The organism is Isoptericola sp. NPDC019482 (assembly GCF_040632295.1).
Taxonomy (GTDB): domain Bacteria; phylum Actinomycetota; class Actinomycetes; order Actinomycetales; family Cellulomonadaceae; genus Isoptericola.
On record NZ_JBEYBQ010000022.1, the window covers coordinates 1 to 25,384 of the forward strand.

The following is a 25,384-nucleotide window of genomic DNA, read 5'->3' on the forward strand; positions in this document are numbered from 1 at the left end:
CTCGAGGTCGCCGCCGAACCCGGCGCGCGCGGCGTCGAGCACGGCAGGCTCGTCGACGGACGAGACGACGACCCGCGGCGTGACGCCGGCTGCTGAGGAACTGCCGCGCTCTCGAGCGCCTGGAAGAATGGTCCGACCATGACTTCCCCGACCGGCACCCCCACCGAGACCACCCCCACCCCCCGCCCCGCCGGCACGCTGCTGCCGTACCTGCCCGCCCCCACCGGCGGCGCGCCGGACCCCGACGTCCTCTTCGAGGGTTTCGGCGAGTGGGCCACCGGCACCGGCCGGCCGCTGTACCCGCACCAGGAGGAGGCGCTGCTCGAGCTCATGACGGGCTCGCACGTGGTGCTGGCGACGCCCACGGGGTCGGGCAAGTCGATGGTCGCGATGGGCGCGCAGTTCGCGGCGCTCGCGAACCGCCGGTCGGGCCGGGGCGGGCGCACGTTCTACACCGCTCCGCTGAAGGCGCTGGTCAGCGAGAAGTTCTTCGACCTCGTCGCCGCGTTCGGGTCGCGCAACGTGGGCATGATGACCGGCGACTCCGCCGTCAACGCCGACGCCCCGATCATCTGCTGCACCGCGGAGATCCTCGCCAACCTCGCCCTGCGGCGCGGGGCCGACGACGACGGCGTCGGCGCGGACGGCACGGCCGGCGACGACGCCATCGCCCAGGTCGTCATGGACGAGTTCCACTTCTACGGCGACCGGCAGCGCGGCTGGGCGTGGCAGGTGCCGCTGCTGGAGCTGCCGCGCACGCAGTTCCTGCTGATGTCCGCCACCCTCGGCGACACCACCCGGCTGCGCGAGGACCTCGAGGAGCGCAGCGGCCGCCCCGTGGCGGAGGTCGCGGGCGCCGAGCGTCCGGTGCCGCTGACCTTCTCCTACGTCGTCGAGCCGCTCACCGACGTCATCGCCGAGCTCGTCACGACGCACCGCGCCCCCGTCTACGTCGTGCACTTCACGCAGAAGGACGCCGTCGAGCGCGCCCAGGCGCTGCTGTCCACGAGCCTCGCCTCCAAGGACGAGAAGGCCGCCATCGCGGCCGAGATCGGCGCGTTCCGGTTCGGCACGGGCTTCGGCAAGACGCTGAGCAAGTTCCTGCGCGCGGGCATCGGCGTGCACCACGCCGGGATGCTGCCGAAGTACCGCCGCCTCGTGGAGCGGCTCACCCAGCGCGGCCTGCTCAAGGTGGTCTGCGGCACCGACACCCTCGGCGTGGGCATCAACGTGCCGATCCGCACCGTCCTCATGACGTCGCTCGTGAAGTACGACGGCGAGCGCATGCGCCACCTCACCGCGCGCGAGTTCCACCAGATCTCCGGCCGTGCCGGGCGCGCGGGCTTCGACACCGTGGGCGAGGTGCTCGTCATGGCGCCCGAGCACGTCATCGAGAACCGCAAGCTGCTCGCCAAGGCCGGCGACGACCCGAAGAAGCTCAAGAAGGTGGTGCGCAAGAAGGCGCCCGCCGGCGCCGTGAACTGGACGGACTCCACGTTCGAGCGGCTGCGCGACGCGGACCCCGAGCCCCTGACCAGCCAGTTCCACGTCAACCACGCCATGGTGCTCAACGTGCTGGCGCGGGACGCCGCGGGCTCGGGCGGCGACCCCGTCGAGGCCATGCGCCACCTGCTCACCGCGAACCACGACACCGAGGCGCAGCAGGCGAAGCACGTGCGCCAGACGTTCCGCATCTACCGCTCGCTGCGCGTCGCGGGCGTCGTCGAGAAGGTGCGCGTGCCCGACCCGGCGCGCCCCGTCGGGTACCGCCCCAGCGTGCGGCTCGTCGTCGACCTGCCGCGCGACTTCGCGCTCAACGCGCCGCTGTCGCCGTTCGCCCTCGCCGCGATGGACCTGCTCGACGTCGAGAGCCCCACCCACGTGCTCGACGTCGTCTCCGTCATCGAGGCGACCCTGGACGACCCGCGCCAGATCCTCTACGCCCAGCAGTCCAAGGCGAAGGGCGAGGCGGTCGCGGCGATGAAGGCCGAGGGCATGGAGTACGAGGAGCGGATGGAGGCGCTCGAGGACGTCACGTGGCCGCGGCCGCTCGCGGACCTGCTCGAGCCCGCGTTCACCACGTACAAGCGGTCCAACCCGTGGGTGGCCGACGCCGAGCTCGCGCCCAAGTCCGTGGTGCGCGACATGCTCGAGCAAGCCATGACGTTCGCCGAGCTGGTCAGCGTGTACGGGCTGGAACGCACCGAGGGCGTGGTGCTGCGCTACCTCGCCGACGCCTACCGCGCGCTGCGCCAGGTGGTGCCGGAGGAGCACCGCACCGAGGAGGTGCAGGAGGTCGTCGAGTGGCTCGGCGAGCTCGTGCGCGGCGTCGACTCGTCGCTGCTCGACGAGTGGGAGCGGCTGCAGAACCCCGTCGACGACGACGCCGACCTCGTCGTCGAGGGCGAGCTCGCCGAGGCGGGCGCGGAGGCGCCGGCGCGGCCCGTGACCGGCAACCCGCGCGCGTTCCGCCGCCTGGTGCGCAACGCCACCTTCCGCCGCGTCGAGCTCGCCGCCCGCGAGGACTACGACGGGCTCGGGGCGCTCGACGGCGCGCACGGCTGGGACGGCGACGCCTGGGCCGCCGCTCTCGACCCCCTGTTCGAGGCGCAGGGCGACGACGCCGTCGGCATCGGCCCCGCCGCCCGCGCGGCCGGGCTGCTGACCATCCTCGAGCCGGGCGCCGAGCTGCCCGGCGGCGCGACCACGACCACGCGCGACGGCGTCGAGGTGGCCGAGGTGCCCGCCGGCACGTGGTGGGTGCGGCAGGTGCTCGACGACGCCGACGGCGACCACGACTGGGCGGTCACCGCCGTCGTCGACCTGGCCGCGAGCGACGAGGCCGGGGCCGTCGCGCTCACGGTGGTGGACGTCGGCCGGATCTGAGGGCCCGCGGCGGTTGCAAGCATCCGGGGTCGGCCGTGTGATCGAGGCAGGGCGCCGACCCGGCTCCCCCGACGTCAGGAGCCCGCCGTGGACACCTCGACCATCGTCTGGATCGTCGTCGCCGTCGTCGTGGTGCTGGTCCTCGTGCTCGTCGCGGTGGCGCTCGCCCGCCGGTCGCGGGCCGCCGAGGCGCGCCGGCGCGAGGAACGGCGCGACGAGGCCGCCGAGCTGCGCCGGCAGGCGGAGCACGACCGGATCGCGGTGCAGGAGCGCGAGGCGGCGGCCGCGAAGCTCGACGCCGAGGCCCGGATGTCCCAGGCCGAGGCCGACCAGAAGGCCGCCGAGGCGGCGCGCCTGCAGGAGGAGGCCCGTCGCCGCGACGCGAGCCTCGACGAGCATCGCGCCGACGTCGACGAGCGCCTGCGCCGCGCGGACGAGCTGGACCCCGACCGAGGGGACGAACCCGGGACGCCCGGGCGGCACGCCCCCGAGCACCGCGCGGACGGTCCGGCGGACGGCCCGGCGGACGGGTCCACCGACGTCCCGCGTCGGGACGACGGCGACCGGCCGGTCTGAGCCCACCCGCCTCAGCCCAGGTGCGCCAGCCCCTGGGCGAGGGTCGCGACGCCCCCGACGTACGCGAGCACGATCAGGCCACGCCGGACGGCCGCGGCGGGGACACGCGGGGTGAGCCAGTCGCCGACGACCAGGCCGGCCACGATCGCGGCCAGGACGACGATCCACTGCCAGGCGGCGAAGGGCGGGAAGGTCGCGTCGGTGAGAGTCAGCTTGGCGACCAGCGCGGCGAGCGCGTTGGTGGCGAAGAACGGCTGCGCCGTCGCGGCGAACCCGCGCGGGTCCCAGCCGCTGAGCACGGAGTAGATCGCCACGGGCGGGCCGCCGATGCCCGCGGCCACGCTGCCCACCCCGCTGGCGACGCCCGTGACGACGAGCGGCGCACGCGCCTCCGGCCGCACCGGGTGACGGCCGCCCCGACGCAACCGGGTCGTGACCACGGCGAGCGTCATGGCGACGACGACCAGCGCCCCGACGGCGACCTCCAGCGCCGCGCGGCTCGCGTCGCGCAGCAGCAGCGCGGCGGGGACCATGACGGCCACCGACGTGACGGCCAGCCAGGCGTACCGCCGCCAGTCCACGTCCCGCGCGACCCGGCCCAGGATGAGCGCGGAGGCGATGGCGCCGGCCAGGTTCACGAAGAGCACGCCCTCGAGCGGGCCCACCAGGAGCACGATGAACGGCCCGGCGACGAGCCCGAAGCCCATGCCGGTGACCCGTTGGAGAGCCCCTCCCACCAGGATCGCGAGGACGAGAAGGAGGAGCACCGCACCACCCTACTCAGGCACAATCGGCGGCGTGTCGAAGAAGGTGTCGAAGAACAAGCCGCACGCCTCGCACGGGACGCCGGCGGTCGTCGCGCTCGACCGCGCCGGCGTGGCCTACGACCTGCACACCTACGAGCACGACCCGGCCTCGGACCTGAGCTACGGCCTGGAGGCGGCCGAGGCGCTCGGCGCGGACCCGGCCCAGGTGTTCAAGACGCTCCTCGCGGACGTCGACGGACGGCTCGTCGTCGGCATCGTGCCCGTGGACGGCAGCCTCGACCTCAAGGCGTTGGCCCGCGCCGTCGGCGGCAAGCGGGCGGCGATGGCGGACCCTGCGGCGGCGCAGCGCGCCACCGGCTACGTGGTGGGCGGCATCTCGCCGCTCGGGCAGAAGCAGCGGCACGCGACCGTGCTCGACGAGTCCGCGGCACGCTTCGACGTCGTCTACGTGTCCGGCGGGCGCCGCGGGCTGGACGTGTCGCTCGCGCCGGACGACCTGCTGCGTCTCACGGGTGGGACGACGGCGCCGATCGGCCGCGCCTGAGCCACGGCGTCGCGAGGTCGGTGCGGCGTCAGTGCTGGTAGGTCGGGTAGCGGGCGTCGCTGGGCACGATGTCCTTGCCGAGCGGCAGCAGCGAGACCGGGATCATCTTGATGTTCGCGATCGCCAGCGGGATGCCGATGATCGTGATCGCCTGGGCGACGGCCGTCGTGATGTGCCCGATGGTGAGCCAGATGCCAGCGAAGACGATCCAGATGATGTTGCCCAGCACGGACCAGCCGCCGGCGCCCGGCTTGTCGACGACCGTGCGGCCGAACGGCCACAGCGCGTAGCCCGCGATACGGAACGAGGCGATGCCCCACGGGATCGCGACGATCGTGATGCAGCACAGGATGCCCGCGGCGGCATAGCCGAGCGCGAGCCAGAAGCCGCCGAAGACGAGCCAGATGATGTTGAGCAGGGCCTTCACCCGACCATCCTCGCCGCCCCGGCCGCCGCGGCACCACCCGGGATGCCCCTGAGGCGACCCTGGGCCGGTGCGACGTCGGTCACGTCCCGGTACCGCCGGCGGCGTTCGTAGACTGGCGCCCATGCCCACCGAGTGTCCCGGGATCCCCGCACGCCTGGCCACCGTCCACGACCGCGTCGCCGACGCGGCGCGCGCCGCCGGCCGCGACCCGCGCGAGGTGCGCGTCCTGCTCGCCACCAAGACGCAGGACGCCGAGACCGTGCTCGCCGGCGTGCGGGCGGCGCTCGACCTCGCCGCCGCCGCGAGCGACGACCGGCCGGTGCTGGTCGGCGAGAACCGGGTCCAGGAGCTCGTCGCGAAGGCGCCCGCCCTCGCGGACCTCGTCGCCGCGGGGCGGGTCGAGGCGCACCTCATCGGCCACCTGCAGAAGAACAAGGTCAACCAGGTGCTCGGCGCCGCCACGGCTGTCGACTCCGTGGACTCCCTCGCCCTCGCGAGCGCCCTGTCGACGCGGTGCGAGCGCGACGGCCGCACCCTCGACGTGCTGGTGCAGGTCAACGTCTCCGGCGAGGAGAGCAAGTCCGGCGTCGCGCCCGAGGACGCGGCGGCGCTCGCCGTCGACGTCGCCGCGATGCCAGGCCTGCGCCTGACGGGGTTCATGACGATCGGCGCGCGCCTGGACGAACGTCGCGACGAGGCGCTCGTGCGGGCCGGCTTCGCCCGGCTGCGCGCGGTACGCGACGACGTCCTCGCCAGCGGGGCGCCGGGGACGAGCGGCGCGCGCGAGCTCTCGATGGGCATGACCGGCGACCTCGAGCTCGCCGTCGCCGAGGGCGCGACCGTCGTCCGCGTCGGCACCGCCGTCTTCGGCGCGCGCCCCACCCCCGCGAGGTAGTCCAAGACCTGCCGAGGTAGTCCAGCTCGCGCCGAGGTAGTCCGAGCCGCACCCAGACTGGGCGCGATCTGCACGAGTTGTCCTTCTTGTCCGAACTACCTCGCGGGCTCGGCGACTACCTCGGCAGGTCTTGGACTACCTCGGCAGGTTTCGGACTACCTCGGCAGGTTTCGGACTACCTCGGCGGGGCGGCGCCGAGACGTGCGAGCGCGCCGCGGACGCCGCCGCCGCCGGCCAGAGCGGTGCGCGCGTGCTCGACCTCGACTCCGGCCAGCAGCATGACCAGCGCGACCTGCACGTCCCCGCCGGCGTCGGCGAGCACGGGCGCGCAGACCTCCGGCTCGAGGCCGGTCGCCTGGCTCAGCAGCCGCACGAGGCGGGCGCGGAGCTTGGCGTTGGACGCGCGGACGTCGACCATGAGGTTCGAGTACGTCTTGCCGAGCCGGATCATCGTGGCGGTCGAGAACGTGTTGAGCACGATCTTCTGCGCGGTGGCGGCCTTCATCCGCGTGGAGCCCGTGACGGCCTCGGGGCCCGTGTCGAGCAGGATCGCGACGTCGGCCAGGTCGGCCAGCGGCGCGGCCGGGTTGGCGCTGACGAGCGCGGTGCGGGCTCCGCGCTCGCGGGCGAGGTCGAGCGCCCCGCCGACGTACGGGGTGCGGCCGCTGGCCGCGAGCCCGACGACGAGGTCGTGCGGGCCGACGTGGTCCAGGTCGCGCCGGCCGGCCTCGGCGTCGTCCTCGGCGCCCTCGACCGAGACGGTCATCGCGTCGGGCCCGCCCGCGAGGTGCGCGTCGAACCACTCGGGCCCGACGCCGTACGTGGGCAGCAGCTCGACGGCGTCCAGCACGCCGAGGCGCCCGGACGTCCCCGCGCCCACGTAGTGCACGCGGCCGCCGGCCCGGATCGCCTCGACCGCCAGCTCCACGGCCTGCGTGACGCGGAACCGCTCGGCGCGCACCACGCTCGCGACGCCGGCGTCCTCGTCCATGATGAGGCGCACGACGTCGGCGGGCGGCAGCAGGTCGATGTCGGTGGTGCGCGGGTTGCGTTCCTCCGTCGGCGAGGCGAGGCGCGCGACGACGAGCACGTCGTCCGGGGGGACGTCGTCCGCGGGCACGGCGGGGTCGGGCACGATCGCTCCGCTCATCGGGTGCTTCCTCTCGTCAGGTCGCGCGCAGTGGTCAGGACGCTCGGCGCGGTGGTGAGCGCGAGGCGCCGCACCGGGCCGCCGACGGCGCCCACGGGCAGCGGGTGCGGCGGCGTGAGCGACCCCAGCACCACCGGCCGCCGGGCGCCGGTGGCCTGGCGCCGGTGCGGGCCGGGGGCGGTGCCCGGCAGCCCGTGCACGCCGAGGAAGCCGAGCAGCGCGAAGAGGTACGCCTCCTTGGCGTCCGACGGCAGGCCCAGGTCGTCCGCGGTCACGAGGGCGGTGCCCGCCGGGAGCCGCGCGCGCAGCCGGTCGCGCAGCACCGGGTTCCGGGCGCCGCCGCCGGAGATCACGACCCGCTCGACGGTGCCGCCCGGCGCGTGGTCCGCGAGCGAGCGCGCCACGGTGGCGGCGGTGAGCTCGGTGAGCGTGGCGAGCAGGTCGGGCGTGCTGAGCCGGTCGGCCCGCACGCCGGCGGCGGCGAGGTGCGTCGCGACGTACTCGGCGTCGTAGAGCTCGCGACCCGTGGACCGCGGCACGGGCAGCGCGTAGTACGGCTCGTCGAGCAGCGCGTCCAGGGCCACGGGGTCGACGACGCCGCGGGCGGCGAGCTCCCCGTCGCGGTCGAACGGCTGCCCGGTGAGCCGCTGCACGGCGGCGTCGAGCAGGCAGTTGCCGGGCCCGGTGTCCCAGCCGAGCACGGGCTCGTCGTGCGCGCCCACGACGGTCACGTTGGCGATGCCGCCCACGTTGATCGCCGCGGTGTACGCCGTGCCCGCGGGCCCGTCGTGCCCCAGCCAGAGCGCGTCGAGCACGCTCACCAGCGGCGCGCCCTGCCCGCCCGCGGCCACGTCGGCCACCCGGAAGTCGTTCGCCACGGGCCGTCGGGTCCGCTCGGCGATCCAGGCCGGGTTGCCGAGCTGGAGCGTGCCGCGCGCGCGGCCCGCCACCACCCAGTGGTGCAGGGTCTGCCCGTGCGACGCCACGAGGTCCGCGTCGCCGCCGGCGAGGTCGTCGACGGCGCGCCGGGCGGCGGCGCCGAGCTCCTGGCCGATGAGCGTGTCCAGCTGGCACACCTCGCCCAGGTCGACGGTGGCGGGCGGCAGCGCCGCGAGGATGCGCCGGCGCAGGTGGTCGGGCCAGGCGTACTCGGCGTGGCCCAGCGGGCGCAGGGACAGCGTGCCGTCGGCGCGCAGGTCGAGGTCCGCTGCGGCAGCGTCGATCGCGTCGACGCTGGTGCCGGACGAGATACCGATGACGATCATCGCGCCGCCTCCGTGGGTTCCGGCTCGCGGTCTCCCGCGAGGAGCGACACGGCGGCCTCGGCGTTGGCCCGGCCGGTGCCGCAGGCCAGGACGGTCGCGGGCAGGCCGCCCGGGAGCGCGGCGAGCCACCGCTCCCCCGCGGCCGGGACGCCCGTGTGCACGACGACGAGATCGGGGCGGGCCGCCTGCAGCTCCGCGAGCCGCGCGTGCTCCGCCCCGCCCGGGGCCGGTTCGCGCGTGACGACGACCAGGGGCCGCGCGGCGCCGGGGCGCCGCAGCGCCTCGACGGCGTCGTCGTCGAGCGCCGCATGCACGACGGCGTCGGGCCAGCGGGCGAGGACGGCGCGCTGCACGTGCTGCGCGGTGCGCCCGGCCGCGTGGTCGAGCCGCAGCCGCAGGTCGACGACGTCGGGCGCGCCGTCGAGCACGGCACGCGGGCCGACGGCGCGCACGGCCCGGCGAGCCGCCTCTGCCCCCACGGCCGCGAGCGCGGCGAGCGCCTCCTCGGCCGCGACCGGCGCGCCGGACGCCCGCCGGGCGCGCAGCCGCCGCACCAGGACGTCCGTCCGACGCCGCGAGGCGACGAGCCGGTCCGGGCTCAGCCGGCCGGCGTCGACCGCGGCCACGAGGGCGTCGGCGGCGGAGCGGAACAGCGCCTCGTCGTCCCGTCCCGTCGTCGTGCCCAGGCACAGCAGGTCCGCGCCGCCCTGGACCGCGCGCACGGCCGCCTCGCCGACGTCCGCGCCGTCGGACACGGCGCGCATGTCGAGGGCGTCGGTGACGATGGGCCCGGCGTGGCCGAGCTCCCGGGCCAGTGCCGCCACCGCGGGCTCGAGGGACGCCGGCGCGGGCCCGAGCGCGGGCACGACGACGTGCGCCGTCATGAGAGCGTCGGCCGCGGGGCCCTCATCGCCGGGACCGCCCGCGAACGCCGCGGCGAACGGCACGAGGTCACGACCGTGCAGGGTCCGGGCGTCGGCCTCCACGACCGGCAGCGCGAGGTGCGAGTCGACGGTCGTGGAGCCGTGGCCCGGGAAGTGCTTGGCGCACGTGCCGACGCCGCCGCTCTGCAGGCCGCGGGCGAACGCGACGCCGTGCCGCGCGACCGCCTCGGGGTCCGTGCCGAAGGACCGCACCCCGATCACGGGGTTGCCGGGCGTGTCGACGTCGAGCACCGGCGCGAGGTCGAGGTCGACGCCTGCGGCCGCGAGCAGGCGGCCGAGCGCCTCGCCCGCGGCCCCTGTGAGGCGCAGGTCGTCCACCGCACCGAGCGCCGCGGCGCCGGGCAGCGACGAGCCGTCCGCGGCCTCCAGCCGCGACACGTCGCCGCCCTCCTCGTCTGTCGCGACCAGCAGGTCGGGCGCGGCCTCGTGCAGGCGCGCCGTCAGCGCAGCCGTCGTCGCGAGGTCCGGGGTGTTGTGCGCGAACAGCACCACTCCCGCGAGCCCGTCGCGTGCGGCGTCGAGCAGCCAGGCGGGCGGCGTGGTGCCCGTGAACCCGGGCAGCAGCACCCCGTGCACGGCCCGCCGGACGTCGTTCACCCCTTCACCGCCCCGGACGTCAGCCCGGACGCGAGCCGGCGCTGGACGACGATGAAGAAGATCATCACGGGCACGGTGATGATCGTCGAGGCCGCCATGATCGCGCCCCAGTCGTTGGAGTGCTGCCCGAAGAACGACCGCAGGCCGATGGCGACGGTGTAGTTCTGCGTCTCGCCGCCGAGCAGCGTCATCGCGAAGACGAACTCGTTCCACGCCGTGATGAAGCTGAAGATGCTCGTGGCCACGAGGCCGGGCGCGACCAGCGGCAGCAGGATGGAGCGGAACATCCGGCCCCAGGTGGCGCCGTCGAGGTAGGCGGCCTCCTCGAGCTCCACCGGCACGGCGGCGACGAACCCGCGCAGCATCCAGATGCCGAAGGGCAGCGCGAGCGCCACGTACACGACGACCAGGCCGGTGAGCGTGCCGAGCAGGTCGAGGTTGCGCACCTGGACGAACAGCGGGATGACGAGCGCCTCGAGCGGCACCATCTGCACGATCAGCACCAGCATGAGCACCTGGGTGCGGAGCTTGAAGCGGAAGCGCGCCACCGCCACGGAGGCGAGCAGGGCGAGCAGCGACGAGACGAGCACGGTCGCGAGCGCCACGAGCAGCGAGTTGCGCAGGAAGACGTCGAACCCGCCGTCGGTGAGGACGAACTGGAAGTGCTCGAGCGTCGGCTCGGCAGGCAGGAAGGACGACCCGCGCCCCGCCTTGCCGTCGAGCGCGCTGACGAGCATCCAGTAGGCCGGGAAGAGCGTGAACGCCAGGAGCAGCGCGACGGCGACCCCCTTGCCCACCTGGGTCGCGGTCCGGGGGCGGCTCACAGCTCCTCCTCCTTCAGGATCGTGCGCACGTAGGCGACGGTGATGCCGAGCAGCAGCAGCGTGAGCAGCACCGCGATCGCGGCGCCGAAGCCGTACCGGTTCTGCCCGAACGACTCGGTGTACGACCAGACGCCCAGGTTGAGCACCTCGCGGTTGCTGCCGGCGCCGCCGGGCATGAGGTAGACCTGCGCGAAGACCTTGAAGTCCCAGATGGTCGACAGGATGATCACGACGGCGAAGATCTGCTTGAGCTGCGGCACGATCACCGAGAAGAAGCGCCGCCAGGCGCCGGCGCCGTCGATCTCCGCGGCCTCCAGGAGCTCCTTCGGCACGCCGAGCAGGCCGGCGAGCACCGTGATGGCGACGAACGGGAAGCCGTGGTGCACCACGTTGAGCAGCACGATCGCGTAGAACGACCAGCGGTCGGTGAACCAGTTGACGGGCGCGTCCTGCAGCCCGAGCGCCTGGAGGACGTGGTTGAACACGCCGCGGTCGGCGTCGAAGATCCAGACCCACACGTACGTGCCGGTGACGGCGGGCATCGCCCAGGCCGCCATGATCGCGCTGGACACGATGGTGCGCCAGACGCGGCCGAGCGAGGCCAGCAGCACGGCGACCGCGGTGCCGAAGATCACCGTGAAGGACACCGACAGCACCGCGAAGACCACGGTGTTCGGCAGCACGACCGTCCACAGCTGGGACGACGTGAACACCTCGACGTAGTTGCCGAGGCCGATCCAGTTCGGCTCGCCGGAGACGATCTCCTTCAGGCCGTAGTCCTGCAGCGAGAACAGCCCGACCCGCACCAGCGGCCACAGGAGCAGCACCGCCAGCACGAGCAGCGCGGGCGTCAGCAGCATCCACGGCCGCACCCGCGCGAGCAGGGACTTGCCGAGCGGGCGGCGCCCGCCGGACCCGGGCTGCTGCCCGGGCCCGGCGGGGACCGCCACGGGGAGGGTGCTCGTCATCCGTCAGCTGCCACCGTTGAGCAGCGACGTCATCTCGTCGGCCGCCTTCGTGCTGGCCGTCGCGACGTCCTCGCTCCCGGAGAGGATCGACTGCATCATCGTGCTCGTCGTCAGCTTGGCCTGCACGGCGCCGAAGTTCGGCGACACCGGCACGGACGCGCCGCCCTCGACGAACTGCTTCGCGAACGGCGCCACGAGCGGGTCGGTGCTCTTCAGCGTCTCGTCGAGCAGCGACGTCTGGCCCGGGAAGTACCCGGCCTGCTCGCCCCACTTGGTGGCGAACTCGCCGGTGGTCATGAGCTCCACGAAGGCGAAGGCCAGGTCCTTGTCCTCCGCCGTCTCGAAGACGGACAGGTGCGAGCCGCCAAGCACCGACGGCGACATCCCGCCGTCCTTGCCGGGGATCGGGACGGCCGCGAACTTGCCCTCCATGTCCTTGTTCGCCTCGACGATCGCGCCCGGGGTCCAGGAGCCCATGATCGCCATGCCGACGTCGCCCTGGGCGAACGCGTCGAGCACGTCGGTCTCGCGCCAGGTCGTGGCGCCGGCCGACGAGTAGCCGTCCGCGGCCAGCCCGGTCCAGAAGCTCAGGCCCTCCTGGGACTCGGGGCTGTCGAGCCCGGACGTCCAGGTGTCGCCGTCGAGCGTCGCGACCTCGCCGCCCGCGCCCCAGACCCACGGGTACACCGTGAACTCGGCGTCGCCCGGCACCGCGACCGCCGTCTTGTCCGGGAACTTCTCCTTGATGGCCTTGGCCGCCGACTCGATCTCCGCCCAGGTCGTGGGCGGCTCGACGCCGGCCTGCTCGAAGATCTCCGTGTTGTACACGAGCGAGCGGACGCCGGCGTACCAGGGCATGCCGTACAGCTGCCCGTCGTAGGTGCCCGCCTCGACGAGGCCCTCCACGAGGTCGTCGCCCAGGCCGGCCTGCTCGATGTAGTCGTCCAGCGGCGCGAGCGCGCCGGCGTCGGCGAACTCCGGCGTCCAGGTGGTGCCGGTCTCCGCCACGTCGGGCGTGGTCTGGCCGGCGATCGACGTGACGAACCGGTCGTGCGCGTCCGCCCACTCGACGAACTCGACGTTCAGCTCCGCGCCCGTCTCCTCCTTGAAGGCGGTACCGACCTCGTCGAAGAAGTCGTCGGCGCTGGGGTTCGTGCCCTGCATGATCCAGACGTCGAGGGTCTTGCCCTCGCCGTCGACGGTCCCGTCGCCGCCGTCGTCGCCGGAGCCTCCGCTGCCGCACGCGGCGACGCCGAGCGCCACCAGTGCCGCGGTGGCCACGGCCCCCACGTTCCTGCGGGTCCACATCTCTCGACGCATCATCGTCCTCCCCCGGCGGCCGCTGGGCCGCCCTCCGTGGCACGCACCGCCGCCGTTGTCGCGGTCGCGCGCCGTCCTCGCGGTCATGTCCTGTCGACGTCCTCGTCGTCCGGCGTGACGTCGTCGTCTCGCTTGTCGTGCTGATCGCCGTGGTGATCGCGAGCGCCGCCCCGGCCTGAAAGGAAGTTCCGGAGCATCGCTTCATGAGGAAGATAACTGACCGCACCAGGATAACGAAAGCCCCCGCACCAATTCGTGACGCGACGGTGACCTCGTCGGCGCGTCGCGGTCGGTACGGGGGCGGTGCAGGCGGCGGAGCCGGCGCTCAGGGCACCCGGTTGATCCAGGCCGGGTCGGCGAACTTCGTGCGGACCAGCTCCTCGGCGCGCGCCAGCTCCTCGGGCCGCAGCTCGGAGTCCACGGTCCGGTGGTGGGCCTTGAAGTGCGCCTCGAAGGCGTCCAGGATCTCGTCGCGCGACATGCCGGTCTGCGACCGCAGCGGGTCGACGCGCTTGTTGGCGCTCGTGGTGCCCTTGTCGGAGAGCTTCTCGCGGCCGATGCGCAGCACCTCGAGCATCTTCGCGTTGTCGATGTCGTACGCCATCGTCATGTGGTGCAGCACGGCCCCGCCGGCCAGCCGCTTCTGCGCCGAGCCCGCGAGCTTGCCCGCCGGGGACGCGACGTCGTTCATGCCGGAGAAGTACGCCTCGACGCCGACGTCGTGCAGCGCGCCCAGCACCCACGAGTCGAGGAACGCGTACGACTGCTCGAACGACAGGCCGTCCACGAGCGACGCCGGCACGACCAGGGAGAACGTCACGCAGTTGCCGGCCTCCATGAACATGGCGCCGCCGCCGGAGATGCGCCGCACGACCGTGACGTCGTGCTCGCGCACGCCCGCCGGGTCCACCTCGTTGCGCAGCGACTGGAACGAACCGATGAACACGGCCCGCTCGTTCCAGTCCCAGAACCGCAGCGTGGGCCCGCGACGCCCCTCGGCCAGCTCCTCGGTGAGCACCTGGTCCAGGGCGGCGAGCGTCGCCGGGGGCAGCGGGCCGGGGCGCAGCACCTCGAACGTGTGGTCGTCCCACGTGGTGGCGAGCCCGAGGGCGCGGCGGACCGCGACCGCGACCGCCCAGGCGTCGAAGCCCACCATCGTCACGGCGCCGGCCACGCGGCCGTCCTGCTCGGCGATCCGCAGCCCGTCGTCCACCGCCCGGGCCAGCTCGCTCGTGGACGTCTCCCGCGGCAGCCCGGCGAGGGCGGCGTCGATGACCTCCAGCGCGTCGTCGGGCTCGAGGAAGAAGTCGCCGCTGAGCCTGACGTCGGCGAGCAACCCGTCGCGCACGTCGAGGTCGACCGTCACGAGCTTGCCACCGGGAACCTTGTACTCACCATGCACGTCCTTACGGTAGCCGTGCCAGGGAGCAGCGTGGGCGAGATTCTTTTTGTGAGTTGCCCAGCCTGAGAAAATCGCTGCCACACTGGGTCCCGTGACCGGCCCCGACGTCCCCCTCGCGCCCGAGCACGTCGTCGCCGTGGACGTCGGCGGCAGCGGCGCCCGCCTCGTCGCCGCGCCCGTGCACGGAGCGGGCGACCCGGCCGGTGCGCCGATCACGCTCACCGGCCGCCCGGTCCGCATCACCGCCTCCGGGAGCGACGCGGCAGACGTCGTGGCCGAGCTGATGGACGCCCTCGCGGTGCGGCAGCCTGGACTGCGCGTCGCCGCAGCCGCAGTGTCGGTCACCGGCCTCCCCTCGCTCGTGCCCGACCCCGGCGCCGTGCACGGCGTGCTGCGAGCCGCGGGCGCCTCCGCCACGGCCGTCGCCGCGGACGCGCTCGCCGCGCACCTCGGAGCCCTCGGCGGCCGGCCCGGCGCCGTCGCCGCCGTCGGCACGGGAGCCATCGTCCTCGCCACCGACCTGCGGCGCCGGTGGCACCGCGCCGACGGCTGGGGCCACCTGCTCGGCGACCTCGGCTCCGGCTCGTGGATCGGCGCGCACGGCCTGCGCGCCGCGGTCGCGACCCACGACGGGCGCCCCGGGCCCGCCTCGCCCACGCTGCTCGCCGCCGCGCTCGAACGGTTCGGCCCCGTCGAGGGCTGGCCCGCCGCGCTGTACGGGCGCCCCGACCGCGCGCACGTCCTCGCGTCCTTCACCCCCGCCGTCGCCGACGCCGCCCGCGCGGGCGACCTCGTCGCGACCGCCATCCTGCACGACGCCGGCACCCACCTCGCGGAGAGCCTCGCCGCCGCGCTGCGGCCGGGCATCCCGCCGCTGGCGGCCGTCACGGGCGGCGTGCTCCAGATCGGCGACCCCGTCACCACCCCGCTCAGGGCGCGGCTGTCCGCCCTGCGCCCCGACGTGCGGGTCGTCCCCGCCGACGGGACCCCGCTCGACGGCGCGCTGCGCCTCGCACGCTCCCTCGTCGACCCGCGCGACGGCGGCCTCGTGGAACCCCACGACACGTGGCTCACCGTCCGTGCCACCGGTGCCACCGGTGCCACCCCCCGCACGTCTCCGGCGACCGCCGGGAAGGAGAACCGCGCATGAACGGTGACGTCCTCGTCAGGCTCCGCCAGGCGCTGCCCACGCTGCGGCCCGCGGAGGCGCGGATCGCCGCGGTCGTGCTCGACGACCCGCCCGGCGTCGTCGGCGCCACCATCACCGAGCTCGCCGCGCGCGCGGGCACGTCGCAGGCGACGGTCGTCCGGTTCTGCCGCGCCGTCGGCTACGCCGGCTACCCCGAGTTCCGCATCGACCTCGCGCAGGCCACGAGCCGCCGCGCCGTCGAGCTGGAGCGCTCCGGCATCGCCGAGGGGGAGATCAACCGGACCGACACCGCCACCGACGTCGTGTCCAAGATCGCCTTCCACGAGGCCCGGACGATCGAGGAGACGGCGCGCATGCTCGACCTCGACGCGCTGGAGCACGCCGTCGAGGCCGTGGCGTCCGCCCCCCGCGTGGACGTCTACGGCGTCGGGTCGAGCGGCCTCACGGCGCAGGACCTCGGCCAGAAGCTCACCCGCATCGGCATCGCCTGCTTCGCCCCGGTCGACCTGCACGGCCAGCTCCAGTCCGCGGCGCTGCTGGACGAGGGCTGCGTCGCCGTGGCGGTCTCGCACACCGGCACCACCATGGAGACCGTCCAGGCGCTCACCCTCGCGCGCGACGCGGGCGCCACCACCGTGGCCGTGACGAACTTCCCGGCGTCGCCCCTGGCCGAGGTGGCCGACGTCGTCCTCGCGACGACGGCGCGCGAGACCCAGTTCCGCTCCGGCGCCATGTCGAGCCGCATCGCCCAGCTCGCGATCGTCGACTTCCTCTTCGTCCGCGTGGCGCAGCGCCGCTACGACCGGACGACGGCCGCCCTCAAGGCGACGTACGAGGCCGTCCGGCCGCACCGCCTGACGAACGGCAGCCGCAGCACGCGCTGACGCCCCGCCGGGTCAGCGCGCCTCGACGCCCGCGTGCAGGAGGCCGTACACGTACGCGTCGATGAGCGACTCCCACGCGGCCTCGATGACGTTCGGGCCCACGCCCACGGTGGACCACGAGTGCTGCCCGTCCGTCGTCTCGACCAGCACGCGCGTGGTGGCGTCGGTGCCCTGCTGGGCGTCGAGGATGCGCACCTTGAAGTCGATGAGCTCGAACTTCTCGATCTGCGGGTAGACGCGGGTGAGCGCGCTGCGCAGCGCCTGGTCGAGGGCGTTCACGGGGCCGTTGCCCTCGCCGGTCGCGACGACGCGCTCTCCGCCCGCGTGCAGCTTGACCGTCGCCTCGGCGACCGCGTCGGCGTCCCTGCTCCCCGCGTCATGACCCGGGTCGTGACCCGGCCCGCCGGCGACGGTCTCGACGATGGTCCGCCAGCTCTCGACGCGGAAGTACGCCTGCCGCGTGCCGAGGAGCTCCTCGCGCAGCAGCAGCTCGAACGACGCGTCGGCGGCGTCGAAGGTGTAGCCCTGCGCCTCGGCGTCCTTGACCCGCGTCGTGACGCGGGTGAGCAGCTCGCCCTGGCCGCTGAGGTCGTAGCCCAGCTCGCGGCCCTTGAGCTCGATCGACGCGCGCCCGGCCATGTCGGACACCAGCATGCGCATGTCGTTGCCGACGGCGGTGGGGTCGATGTGCTGGTACAGGTCGGGGTCGACCTTGATCGCGCTCGCGTGCAGGCCCGCCTTGTGGGCGAAGGCGCTCGCCCCGACGTAGGGCTGGCGCGCGTACGGCGAGATGTTGGTGATCTCGGCGACCGCGTGCGCGATGCGCGTCGCCTCCTCCAGGCCGTCGCCCGCGAGCGTGCGCAGGCCGTGCTTGAGCTCGAGGTTCGCGACGACGGTGACGAGGTCCACGTTGCCCGTGCGCTCGCCGTAGCCGTTGACCGTGCCCTGCACGTGCCAGGCCCCGGCCGACACGGCGGCGAGGGTGTTCGCGACGGCGCAGCCCGAGTCGTTGTGGGCGTGCATGCCGAGCAGCCGGTCCCCCGCGACGGCCTCCCGCCCGTGGGGCAGCCCCAGGGCCTCACGCACCTCGGTCACGACGTCGGTCACCCAGTGCGGCAGCATGCCGCCGTTCGTGTCGCACAGCGTGACCACCTCGGCGCCCGCCTCGAACGCCGCCTCCGCCGCCGCCAGGGACCACACCGGGTCGAACCGGTAGCCGTCGAAGAAGTGCTCGGCGTCCACCACGACGCGGCGGCCCTCGCCCACGAGGAACGCGACCGTGTCCGCGACCATCGCGAGGCCCTCGTCGGGGGTGGTGCGCAGCGCGCGCTCCACGTGCCGCACGTCCGACTTCGCCACCAGCGTCACGACCGGCGCCTCGGAGTCGAGCAGGGCTCGCACCTGCGGGTCGTCCCACGCGCGGGTGCCCACCTTGCGCGTGGCGCCGAACGCCGCGAGCACCGCGTTCTTCAGCTCCAGCTCCTTCGCCGCCCGGCGGAAGAACTCGGTGTCCTTGGGCACGGCGCCCGGCCAGCCGCCCTCGATGAAGCCGACCCCCAGCTCGTCCAGCAGCGGCGCGATCGCCAGCTTGTCCGCCACGGAGAGGTTCATGCCCTCCTGCTGCGCGCCGTCGCGCAGGGTGGTGTCGTACACGTGGAACGGGGTGGCGGTCATGCGGGACTCCCCAGGTCAGAAGCTGAGCGTGCTGGTCAACAAAAAAGACCCCCCGGGGTACGGAAGGTCTGCGCGTCCGGCGGGTGGCCGGACGCGCTACGGAATGATGAGCGAGCGACGCTGGTGCGCGAGGCGTGTCATGGGCCACATGGTGCCACACCCGCGAGGCGCACCGACAGGCCGTCCACGGCGTGGCACCGGACGTCCCGCCCGTGCGACCGGACCCGAGGTGTGGTCGGCTGGCACCGTCCCGACGTCAGGAGGCAGCACCGATGACCGACACGCGGCCCCCAGGCGGCCCGACGAACCCGAGCGGTCCCGCGGCGTCGACGCCGGGTGCGACCCCGGGTGCGACCCCGGGCATGACCCCGGGCATGACCCCGGGCGGCATCACGCCGCCCCCGTCCGTGGTGCCGACGGCGGAGCCCGCGGACGCCTGGGACGCGCCGGCCCCGACGTCGCGCAGCCTGCTGGCGCTGGACCGCGGCCGCTACTGGTCGGGGGCGGCCGTGACCGTCGTCGTGTGCGCCGTGCTCGGCCTGGCCGCGTCCGTCGTCTTCGACAGCGCGTTCGACGTCGGCCTGCTGGGTCCGTCCCGCGTGCTGCCGGACGCGCCGGGGCTGGCCTGGGCGCTGACCGGCGCGCTCTTCGCCCTGCTCGCGGCCGTGGTGCTCCTGCTGCTCGTCCGTGTCGTGCCGCGACCGCGGATGTTCTTCGGCTGGCTGGTCGCGCTGGTCACCGTGATCCTCGCCGCCCTCGCGTTCACGGGCCCCGGCGACGCCGCCTCGGCGGTCGTGACCGCCTTCGTGTGGATCGTGATGGGGGTCGCCGTCTCGGCGATGCTCACCGGCGTGCTCGGCCGGACTCTCGTGCGCCCTCAGCCGCCCAGGTGATCTCGCGTTCCGGCGCGTCGGCCGCGGCGAGGTCGAGCAACGAGCCCGCCTCCGCCTCCAGCTCCTCACGATGGTGCGCCCACGCGTCTGCGCCGAACGGCTCGAGGTGCACGGTGGCACGGCGGGCGTCGACGTCCAGGGTCCAGGTGCCGGCGACCCGGCCGTCCACCCAGAGGGTGGGGAGCACGTCGGCGTTGCGCCGGTAGACGAGCCCGGCGTGCTCGGGGTCGACGATCCGCGACCGCTCGTCCAGCGCCACGAGCAGCTGGTCCCAGCGCGGCAGGAGCCGCACCGGCGCGGGCACGTCCCCGGGCACGACGTCGGCGTCGGCCAGGTCGACCAGGTCGCGGCCGTCCGGCGCCTCGTACGTCCGCAGGTCCAGCAGCGCGAGCGCCCGCTTCAGCGCGCCCACGCCGCGGATCCCCACACCGCGCGCGACGTCGCGCGCGGACGCCGGCCCGAAGGCCCGCAGGTACTTCTCCACGGCCCCGGCCCGCGCCTCGTCGGGCGGGAGCGCGGGAAGCGGGTGCGGCACCCGGTCGGCGAGCCAGCGCGCGCCGTCCTGGTAGCGCGCCGCGACGTGGGAGCCCCACAACCCGCTCGGCGGCACGTGCACGAGGCCGCCGCCCGCGCTCGCGAGCCGCCACCACGCGCGGCTCACGCCGCCCGGGATCGCCGCGACGGCGTCGACCCCGGGGTACTGCTCGGCCGCGAAACCCTCCACCTCGTCGAGCGTGCGGGGCTCGGCGCAGTACGCGCGTACGGCGGCGTTGAGGCCCGCGAGGTCGACGCCGGCCCGTCGGGCGCTCGCCCGCCAGGCCGCCAGCCGCTGCTCCGCCGAGACGGCGTCGAGCAGGGGCCAGTCCGCGCTCGGCACCACGTGCAGGGTGGACCGCATGACGGTCGCCTTCACCACGTCGCCGCCGGTCAGGGCCTCCTCGAGCGCCCCGATCGTCTGGCCGGCCCGCCGCGCCCACAACGCGACGTACGGCATGTCGGCGTGCTGCGCCTGCAGGCCGCCCACCCGTCCGACGACGGCGGGGACGCCGTCGTCGGAGCGGGCGAGCAGCTGCTGGCGCGCGAGCGTGGTGCGGCCCAGCTCCTCGAGCGTGATCGGCGTGGGCATCGTGGCGACGGCTCCTCCCCGTCAGGCGTGCCGCGGTGCGGGTGGTCAGGCGAGGCGGCGCATCCAGCCGTGCCGGTCCGCGGCCCGGCCGTACTGGATGTCGGTGAGCTCGTCACGGATCGCCATGGTGAGCTCCCCGGGCTGCCCGCCCGAGACCTGCAGGTCGAACTCGTCGCCCGCGAGCCGGCCGACGGGGGTGATGACCGCCGCCGTGCCGCAGGCGAAGATCTCGCGCACGGTGCCGTCCTGGAGGCCGGCGACGACCTCGGCGAGCGGGATGCGCCGCTCCACGGCCTGGTGCCCGCGGTCCGTGGCGAGCTGCAGGATGGACGAGCGGGTGACGCCCTCGAGGAACGAGCCCGTGAGCTCCGGGGTGTGCACCGAGCCGTCCGCCATGACGACGAACACGTTCATGCCCCCGAGCTCCTCGAGGGACGTGTTCGTGGTCGCGTCGAGGTAGCAGACCTGGTCGAAGCCCTTCTCGCCGGCGAGCTGCTGCGGCAGCAGGCTCGCCGCGTAGTTGCCGCCGTACTTCGCGTCGCCCGTGCCGCCCGGGCCGGAGCGGTGGTAGTGCGTGTCGATCCAGATCGACACCGGCTTCACGCCGCCCGCGAAGTACGGGCCGACGGGCGAGGCGATGACGAGGTACTCCGCCTCGTTCGTGGGGCGCACCCCGAGGAAGGCCTCCGACGCGAACGTGAAGGGCCGCAGGTAGAGGCTGAAGTCCTCGCCGGACGGCACCCAGTCGATGTCGGTGCGCACGAGCGCCGCGATCGAGCCGATGAAGTCGTCCACCGACAGCGCCGGCAGGGCCAGGCGGTGCGCCGAGCGCGCGAAGCGGGCCGCGTTGGCGTCCGGGCGGAACGTCCACACGGAGCCGTCCGCGTGCCGGTACGCCTTCATCCCCTCGAAGATCTCCTGCGCGTAGTGCAGGACGGCGGTCGCGGGGTCGAGCTGCAGCGGACCGTACTTCTCGATGCGGCGGTCGAGCCAGCCGTCGCCCCGGCGCCAGCTGATGCGGGCCATGTGGTCGGAGAACACGGTGCCGAACTTCGGCGCCTGCAGCGCGGCCTCGCGCTCGGCGTCCGGCGTGGGGGTGTCCGTGGCGCGCACGTCGAACAGGGCGACGAGGTCCTCGAGCTCGGCCGGGAGGATGCCCGGCGCGCCGCTGTTCGACGTGCTGCTCGACGTGGACGGAGTGGTGCTGGAAGTGGTCATGATCGGGGGCCTTTCACCGGGTGACCCCTGTAGTTTTCCACGACCGTGCACCTCATGGGCACCGGCGTCGCTCCGACCACAGCGGTCACCCGGACAGAAGTGGATGTCGGGTGATCGACGGGGGAATGACGGCCGGGGCGGGCGGTGGCTCGGACGACGCGTCCGACGGCGCGGCGCGGGTGGCGCCGCGCCGTCCGGCTGACGACGGTGGGGCTGTCGTCAGCCGTTGACGCGCGCGGCGAGGTCGCGCCCGACCTCGGCCGTCGTGCGTACTCGGTCGCCGCGCTCGACGAGGTCGGCCGCGACGGCGGCCTCCACGCGAGCGCTCTCCTCGGTGAGGCCGAGGTGGTCGAGCAGGAGGGACACCGACAGCACGGTGGCGGTCGGGTCGGCCTTGCCCTGGCCGGCGATGTCCGGCGCCGAGCCGTGCACCGGCTCGAACATGGACGGCGCCGTGCGGTCGGGGTTGATGTTCGCCGACGCGGCGAGCCCGATGCCGCCCGTGATGGCGGCCGCCTGGTCCGTGAGGATGTCACCGAACAGGTTGTCGGTGACGATCACGTCGAACCGCGACGGGTTCGTCGTGAGGAAGATCGTGGCGGCGTCCACGTGCAGGTAGTCCGTGGTGACGTCCGGGAACTCGGCGTTGACGGCCTCGACCGTGCGGCGCCACAGGTGGCCGGCGTGCACCAGCACGTTGTGCTTGTGCACCAGCGTGAGGTGCTTGCGCGGGCGGGCCTGCGCGCGGGCGAAGGCGTCGCGCACGACGCGCTCCACGCCGAAGGCGGTGTTGACCGACACCTCGGTCGCGATCTCGTGCGGGGTACCGACGCGCAGCGCGCCGCCGTTGCCGACGTACGGGCCCTCGGTGCCCTCTCGCACGACGACGAAGTCGACGTCGCCGGGGTTCGCCAGGGGGCTGGTCACGCCGGGGTACAGCTTGCCCGGGCGGAGGTTCACGTAGTGGTCCAGCGAGAAGCGGAGCTTGAGCAGCAGGCCGCGCTCCAGCACGCCCGACGGCACGCTCGGGTCGCCGATGGCGCCCAGCAGGATCGCGTCGTGCTGCTTGATGGCCTCGAGGTCGGCGTCCGTGAGCGTCTCGCCGGTCGCGTGCCAGCGGCGCGCCCCCAGGTCGAACTCGGTGGTGGAGATCTTGACGTCCGAACCGGCCACCGCCGCCTCGAGGACCGCCAGGCCCTGCTCCACGACTTCCGTGCCGATGCCGTCGCCGGCCACCACTGCCAGGTCGATGCTCCGCGTCATGGGCCGAGCCTAAGCCCGCCGGGTCATGATGCGGACAGAAATCTCATTCCTCGGACACGTCGGCCGGGGACCTCGCAGGTCACGCACAGAGCCCTGGGTCCCGGTCAACGCACGCAGCGGACGCTGGCGATCCCGGACTGCGCGTCGACGTCCCGCGCACCGTCAGGCCGGAACCCGTTGCGACGATAGAAGCGTCGCGCCCGCGGATTGTCTTCGGCGACCCAGAGCTGGGCCGACGCCCCCGGCGGCAGCACGGCGTCGAGCAGCGCCTGGCCGACACCGGTCCCGTGGTGCGCGGCCAGCACGTAGAGCAGCCAGAGCTCCCGGTCCCGGACCGGCGGGTGCGCTCCGACCGGCCGTCCCGCGTTCACGAACGCGATCCCGACGATCCGACCGCCCTCCTCCGCCACCGTGACGGTCAGCTCGCCGGCGAGCCAACGCCGCCAGGTGGCCGTCCGCCGCTCGAGCGTGTCGGACTCCCAGTGCTCGGCCGGGAGCAGCGCGGAGTAGGTCTCCACCCATGACGCGTGGTGCACGAAGGCGCACCCCGACGCGTCGTCAGCGGTGGCGGGGCGGATGGCGACGGACGTCGGCGCGGCGGACATCGCCCCATCCTGCCTCCCGGACGACACGATCGGCGCCGACCTGCCGAAGCTCTCTCGCCGCCGTCAATCGACATTGGTTGTCCACAGATTCCCGAGAGGGCCTAGAACAGGTGTTCGAATATCGCTAGGGTGAGGGCATGACGACGACGCTCCCCGACCCCGTGAACGGCACCGATGCCGGTGCTCCGGGTTACGTCGGCGATCGCGCGGGCTCTTCGGTGGACCTGCGGGCAGAGGCGGACCGGCTCGCCGCGATGCCCCGGAACCCGTCGATCGGCGAGCTGCTCGAGGAAGAGTCGCGGCGCCACCAGCCATCCGGCCGACACGCCGCGGGCGGGGATGACACCGGCGGCCATGACGTCGAGCGGCCGCAGGCGTCGACGGACCGCCAGCCACTGGCAGGGCGGCCGACGCTGGCAGACCTGGACCGGGTGCTGGACCAGCTCGCCGCGAACGACACCGACATCGCGACCCTGCACGCCGAGCGGGCCGTCCTGCTCGCACTGGCCGCTGGCCTGGCCGAGGCGCTGGAGACCGACCTGCTCGACCAGGACGACCCCACCGCCAGGCGCGCACCCTCCGCTCGCAGGCTCGAGCTCGCCCACCGCGCCGTGACCGCCGAGATCGCCACTGCCCTCCGGATCGGGGAGCACGCCGCGGGCACCCTGACCGACCACGCCGTCACCCTCACCGACAAGGCCCCAGGCACCCTGCGTGCACTGCACGACGGCCACCTGTCCTGGGCGCACGCCACGGCCATCTCCACACACGTCGCCGACCTGAGCCCCGAGGAATCCGCATCCGTGGAGCAGGCCGTCCTGGCCACGATCCTCGACCGCGACACCGGCCGCGTCACGTGCACGCCCACACAGACCGGACGCCGCGCACGCCGAGCCCGCGAGACGGCCCACCCCACTCCCGCCGACGTCCGCCACACCGAAGCTACCCAGCGGCGCGCCGTCTGGCTCGACGACGGCCGCGACGGCATGGCCTGGATCACCGCCCACCTGCCCGCACCCCTGGCGCACGCCGCGTACGACCGCCTCACCCGCACCGCCCACCACCTCACCAGCAGCAACGGCAGCGCCGGCGGGAGCCACAGCGGCAGCGGTGAGCACCGCACCTTCGCCCAGGCCCGCGCCGACGCCCTCGCCGCCCTCCTCCTGGACGACGGCACTCTCGATGTCGCGGCCGTGCCCGGCCCTGGCCCGCGGCACACCCGACAGGACACTCGCCGGCACCCTGACCAGCACGGGGGCCAGCCCGACGGGCAGCACGAAGCACCGCCAGAAGGCCAGCGTGCGGATTCGGCCGACCTCGAACACACGGAGACCGGTGATGACCTCGACCGGTTGCTTCACCAGCACAGCGCCTTGGCAGCTCTCGCCCGCTCGATCCGACCCCAGGTCACCGTCACGATCCCGGTCCTGACCCTGCTCGGGCTCACCGACGCCCCGGCTGTCCTCGACGGTCGGGTGCCGATCGACCCCGACACCGCCCGCCAGCTCACCGCCCTCGCGCCCTCACTCAGACGGATCCTCACCCACCCCGAGACCGGCACCGTCCTGTCCGTCGGACGCACCACCTATGCCGTCCCCGCCGACCTCAAGGCCCTGGTCCGCGCACGCGACACCACCTGCCGCTTCCCCGGCTGCACCCACCCCGCCGCCCACGCCGACCTCGACCACACCACCGCCTGGGCCCACGGCGGCACCACCAGCGCCACCAACCTCGCCGCGCTGTGCCGTCGACACCACGTGACGAAACACCGGACCCGATGGCAGGTCACGCAGAGAGAGACCAGCAACTGGGGCGGCACCCTCGAATGGACCTCCCCCACCGGACGCCGATACGTCACCGCACCCGAACCCGTCGACACGACGCGGCACCGGCACCCGCCCCACGGTCCCGACATCCCCGAGACGCCCGAGACGCCCGAGAACGGCCCACCGAACGTCCGTCCCGACGGCCCACCGGACGCGATGCCGAACGGCCCGCCGTTCTGA

Annotated in this window: 22 protein-coding genes; 8 read left to right on the forward strand and 14 right to left on the reverse strand. The window is 74.2% G+C overall.

The genetic code is table 11. The features are described from left to right. Nucleotides 1–138 precede the first annotated feature (138 nt). Both ABZ493_RS14455 and ABZ493_RS14460 read left to right on the forward strand, forming a co-directional pair. Nucleotides 139–2,886 (forward strand): DUF3516 domain-containing protein, encoded by a 2,748-nt coding sequence (locus ABZ493_RS14455; RefSeq protein WP_430582837.1) that lies wholly within the window; start codon nucleotides 139–141, stop codon nucleotides 2,884–2,886. An 87-nt stretch (nucleotides 2,887–2,973) separates the two neighbouring features. Next, nucleotides 2,974–3,462 carry a hypothetical protein gene (locus ABZ493_RS14460; RefSeq protein WP_430582838.1) on the forward strand — a complete coding sequence of 163 codons (489 nt, stop codon included), beginning with the start codon at nucleotides 2,974–2,976 and terminating at the stop codon, nucleotides 3,460–3,462. A gap of 11 nt (nucleotides 3,463–3,473) precedes the next feature. Here the strand turns inward: ABZ493_RS14460 and ABZ493_RS14465 are convergent, their stop codons facing one another. Beyond that, the gene (locus ABZ493_RS14465; RefSeq protein WP_430582839.1) at nucleotides 3,474–4,229 is read right to left on the reverse strand and encodes a sulfite exporter TauE/SafE family protein; all 756 of its coding nucleotides are present in this window, start codon (nucleotides 4,227–4,229) and stop codon (nucleotides 3,474–3,476) included. Nucleotides 4,230–4,260: 31 nt separating this feature from the next. Between ABZ493_RS14465 and ybaK the strand changes: the two genes are divergently transcribed. Next, entirely contained in the window at nucleotides 4,261–4,773 is a 513-nt protein-coding gene (gene ybaK / locus ABZ493_RS14470; RefSeq protein ID WP_430582840.1) for a Cys-tRNA(Pro) deacylase, read from the forward strand. A gap of 28 nt (nucleotides 4,774–4,801) precedes the next feature. On the opposite strand, the gene ABZ493_RS14475 is transcribed toward ybaK, so the two are convergent. Next, nucleotides 4,802–5,200 (reverse strand): YccF domain-containing protein, encoded by a 399-nt coding sequence (locus ABZ493_RS14475; protein ID WP_430582841.1) that lies wholly within the window; start codon nucleotides 5,198–5,200, stop codon nucleotides 4,802–4,804. A gap of 121 nt (nucleotides 5,201–5,321) precedes the next feature. On the opposite strand from ABZ493_RS14475, the gene ABZ493_RS14480 reads away from it, so the two are divergent. Next, nucleotides 5,322–6,095, forward strand: a complete 774-nt coding sequence (locus ABZ493_RS14480) for a YggS family pyridoxal phosphate-dependent enzyme (protein WP_430582842.1) — start codon at nucleotides 5,322–5,324, stop codon at nucleotides 6,093–6,095. Between the two features lie 175 nt (nucleotides 6,096–6,270). Here the strand turns inward: ABZ493_RS14480 and murQ are convergent, their stop codons facing one another. From murQ to ABZ493_RS14515, 7 genes are all read right to left on the reverse strand, one after another. Continuing rightward, nucleotides 6,271–7,245, reverse strand: a complete 975-nt coding sequence (gene murQ / locus ABZ493_RS14485) for an N-acetylmuramic acid 6-phosphate etherase (protein WP_430582843.1) — start codon at nucleotides 7,243–7,245, stop codon at nucleotides 6,271–6,273. Further along, nucleotides 7,242–8,510 carry an anhydro-N-acetylmuramic acid kinase gene (locus ABZ493_RS14490; protein WP_430582844.1) on the reverse strand — a complete coding sequence of 423 codons (1,269 nt, stop codon included), beginning with the start codon at nucleotides 8,508–8,510 and terminating at the stop codon, nucleotides 7,242–7,244. The genes murQ and ABZ493_RS14490 overlap by 4 nt, the downstream gene beginning before the upstream one ends. Then, nucleotides 8,507–10,051 (reverse strand): glycoside hydrolase family 3 N-terminal domain-containing protein, encoded by a 1,545-nt coding sequence (locus ABZ493_RS14495; RefSeq protein WP_430582845.1) that lies wholly within the window; start codon nucleotides 10,049–10,051, stop codon nucleotides 8,507–8,509. The genes ABZ493_RS14490 and ABZ493_RS14495 overlap by 4 nt, the downstream gene beginning before the upstream one ends. Further along, nucleotides 10,048–10,875 carry a carbohydrate ABC transporter permease gene (locus ABZ493_RS14500; RefSeq protein WP_430582846.1) on the reverse strand — a complete coding sequence of 276 codons (828 nt, stop codon included), beginning with the start codon at nucleotides 10,873–10,875 and terminating at the stop codon, nucleotides 10,048–10,050. The genes ABZ493_RS14495 and ABZ493_RS14500 overlap by 4 nt, the downstream gene beginning before the upstream one ends. Further along, nucleotides 10,872–11,735, reverse strand: coding sequence for a sugar ABC transporter permease (locus ABZ493_RS14505; RefSeq protein WP_430582892.1), 864 nt, complete (start codon nucleotides 11,733–11,735; stop codon nucleotides 10,872–10,874). The genes ABZ493_RS14500 and ABZ493_RS14505 overlap by 4 nt, the downstream gene beginning before the upstream one ends. A 111-nt stretch (nucleotides 11,736–11,846) precedes the next feature. Next, nucleotides 11,847–13,151: a sugar ABC transporter substrate-binding protein gene (locus ABZ493_RS14510; RefSeq protein ID WP_430582847.1), complete on the reverse strand. Its 1,305-nt coding sequence runs from the start codon at nucleotides 13,149–13,151 to the stop codon at nucleotides 11,847–11,849. 337 nt (nucleotides 13,152–13,488) lie between these two features. Continuing rightward, a complete protein-coding gene (locus tag ABZ493_RS14515) occupies nucleotides 13,489–14,565 on the reverse strand; it encodes a lipoate--protein ligase family protein (RefSeq protein ID WP_430582848.1) in 1,077 nt (358 codons plus the stop codon). 91 nt (nucleotides 14,566–14,656) lie between these two features. Between ABZ493_RS14515 and ABZ493_RS14520 the strand changes: the two genes are divergently transcribed. Both ABZ493_RS14520 and ABZ493_RS14525 read left to right on the forward strand, forming a co-directional pair. After that, a complete protein-coding gene (locus tag ABZ493_RS14520) occupies nucleotides 14,657–15,715 on the forward strand; it encodes a BadF/BadG/BcrA/BcrD ATPase family protein (protein ID WP_430582849.1) in 1,059 nt (352 codons plus the stop codon). Then, nucleotides 15,712–16,599, forward strand: a complete 888-nt coding sequence (locus tag ABZ493_RS14525; RefSeq protein ID WP_430582850.1) for a MurR/RpiR family transcriptional regulator — start codon at nucleotides 15,712–15,714, stop codon at nucleotides 16,597–16,599. The genes ABZ493_RS14520 and ABZ493_RS14525 overlap by 4 nt, the downstream gene beginning before the upstream one ends. Nucleotides 16,600–16,611: 12 nt before the next feature. Here ABZ493_RS14525 and cimA read toward each other — a convergent pair whose 3' ends face one another. Next, nucleotides 16,612–18,273 (reverse strand): citramalate synthase, encoded by a 1,662-nt coding sequence (gene cimA, locus ABZ493_RS14530; protein WP_430582851.1) that lies wholly within the window; start codon nucleotides 18,271–18,273, stop codon nucleotides 16,612–16,614. 272 nt (nucleotides 18,274–18,545) lie between these two features. On the opposite strand from cimA, the gene ABZ493_RS14535 reads away from it, so the two are divergent. Beyond that, a complete protein-coding gene (locus tag ABZ493_RS14535; protein ID WP_430582852.1) occupies nucleotides 18,546–19,166 on the forward strand; it encodes a hypothetical protein in 621 nt (206 codons plus the stop codon). Here the strand turns inward: ABZ493_RS14535 and ABZ493_RS14540 are convergent. From ABZ493_RS14540 to ABZ493_RS14555, 4 genes are all read right to left on the reverse strand, one after another. After that, nucleotides 19,117–20,292 carry a winged helix DNA-binding domain-containing protein gene (locus tag ABZ493_RS14540; RefSeq protein ID WP_430582853.1) on the reverse strand — a complete coding sequence of 392 codons (1,176 nt, stop codon included), beginning with the start codon at nucleotides 20,290–20,292 and terminating at the stop codon, nucleotides 19,117–19,119. The two genes, ABZ493_RS14535 and ABZ493_RS14540, sit on opposite strands and share 50 nt — an antisense overlap. A 45-nt stretch (nucleotides 20,293–20,337) precedes the next feature. Beyond that, nucleotides 20,338–21,510 (reverse strand): branched-chain amino acid aminotransferase, encoded by a 1,173-nt coding sequence (locus ABZ493_RS14545; protein WP_430582854.1) that lies wholly within the window; start codon nucleotides 21,508–21,510, stop codon nucleotides 20,338–20,340. 219 nt (nucleotides 21,511–21,729) lie between these two features. Further along, nucleotides 21,730–22,773 (reverse strand): 3-isopropylmalate dehydrogenase, encoded by a 1,044-nt coding sequence (locus ABZ493_RS14550; RefSeq protein ID WP_430582855.1) that lies wholly within the window; start codon nucleotides 22,771–22,773, stop codon nucleotides 21,730–21,732. A gap of 104 nt (nucleotides 22,774–22,877) precedes the next feature. Further along, a complete protein-coding gene (locus tag ABZ493_RS14555) occupies nucleotides 22,878–23,378 on the reverse strand; it encodes a GNAT family N-acetyltransferase (protein ID WP_430582856.1) in 501 nt (166 codons plus the stop codon). A gap of 137 nt (nucleotides 23,379–23,515) precedes the next feature. On the opposite strand from ABZ493_RS14555, the gene ABZ493_RS14560 reads away from it, so the two are divergent. Further along, nucleotides 23,516–25,384 (forward strand): DUF222 domain-containing protein, encoded by a 1,869-nt coding sequence (locus ABZ493_RS14560; protein ID WP_430582857.1) that lies wholly within the window; start codon nucleotides 23,516–23,518, stop codon nucleotides 25,382–25,384.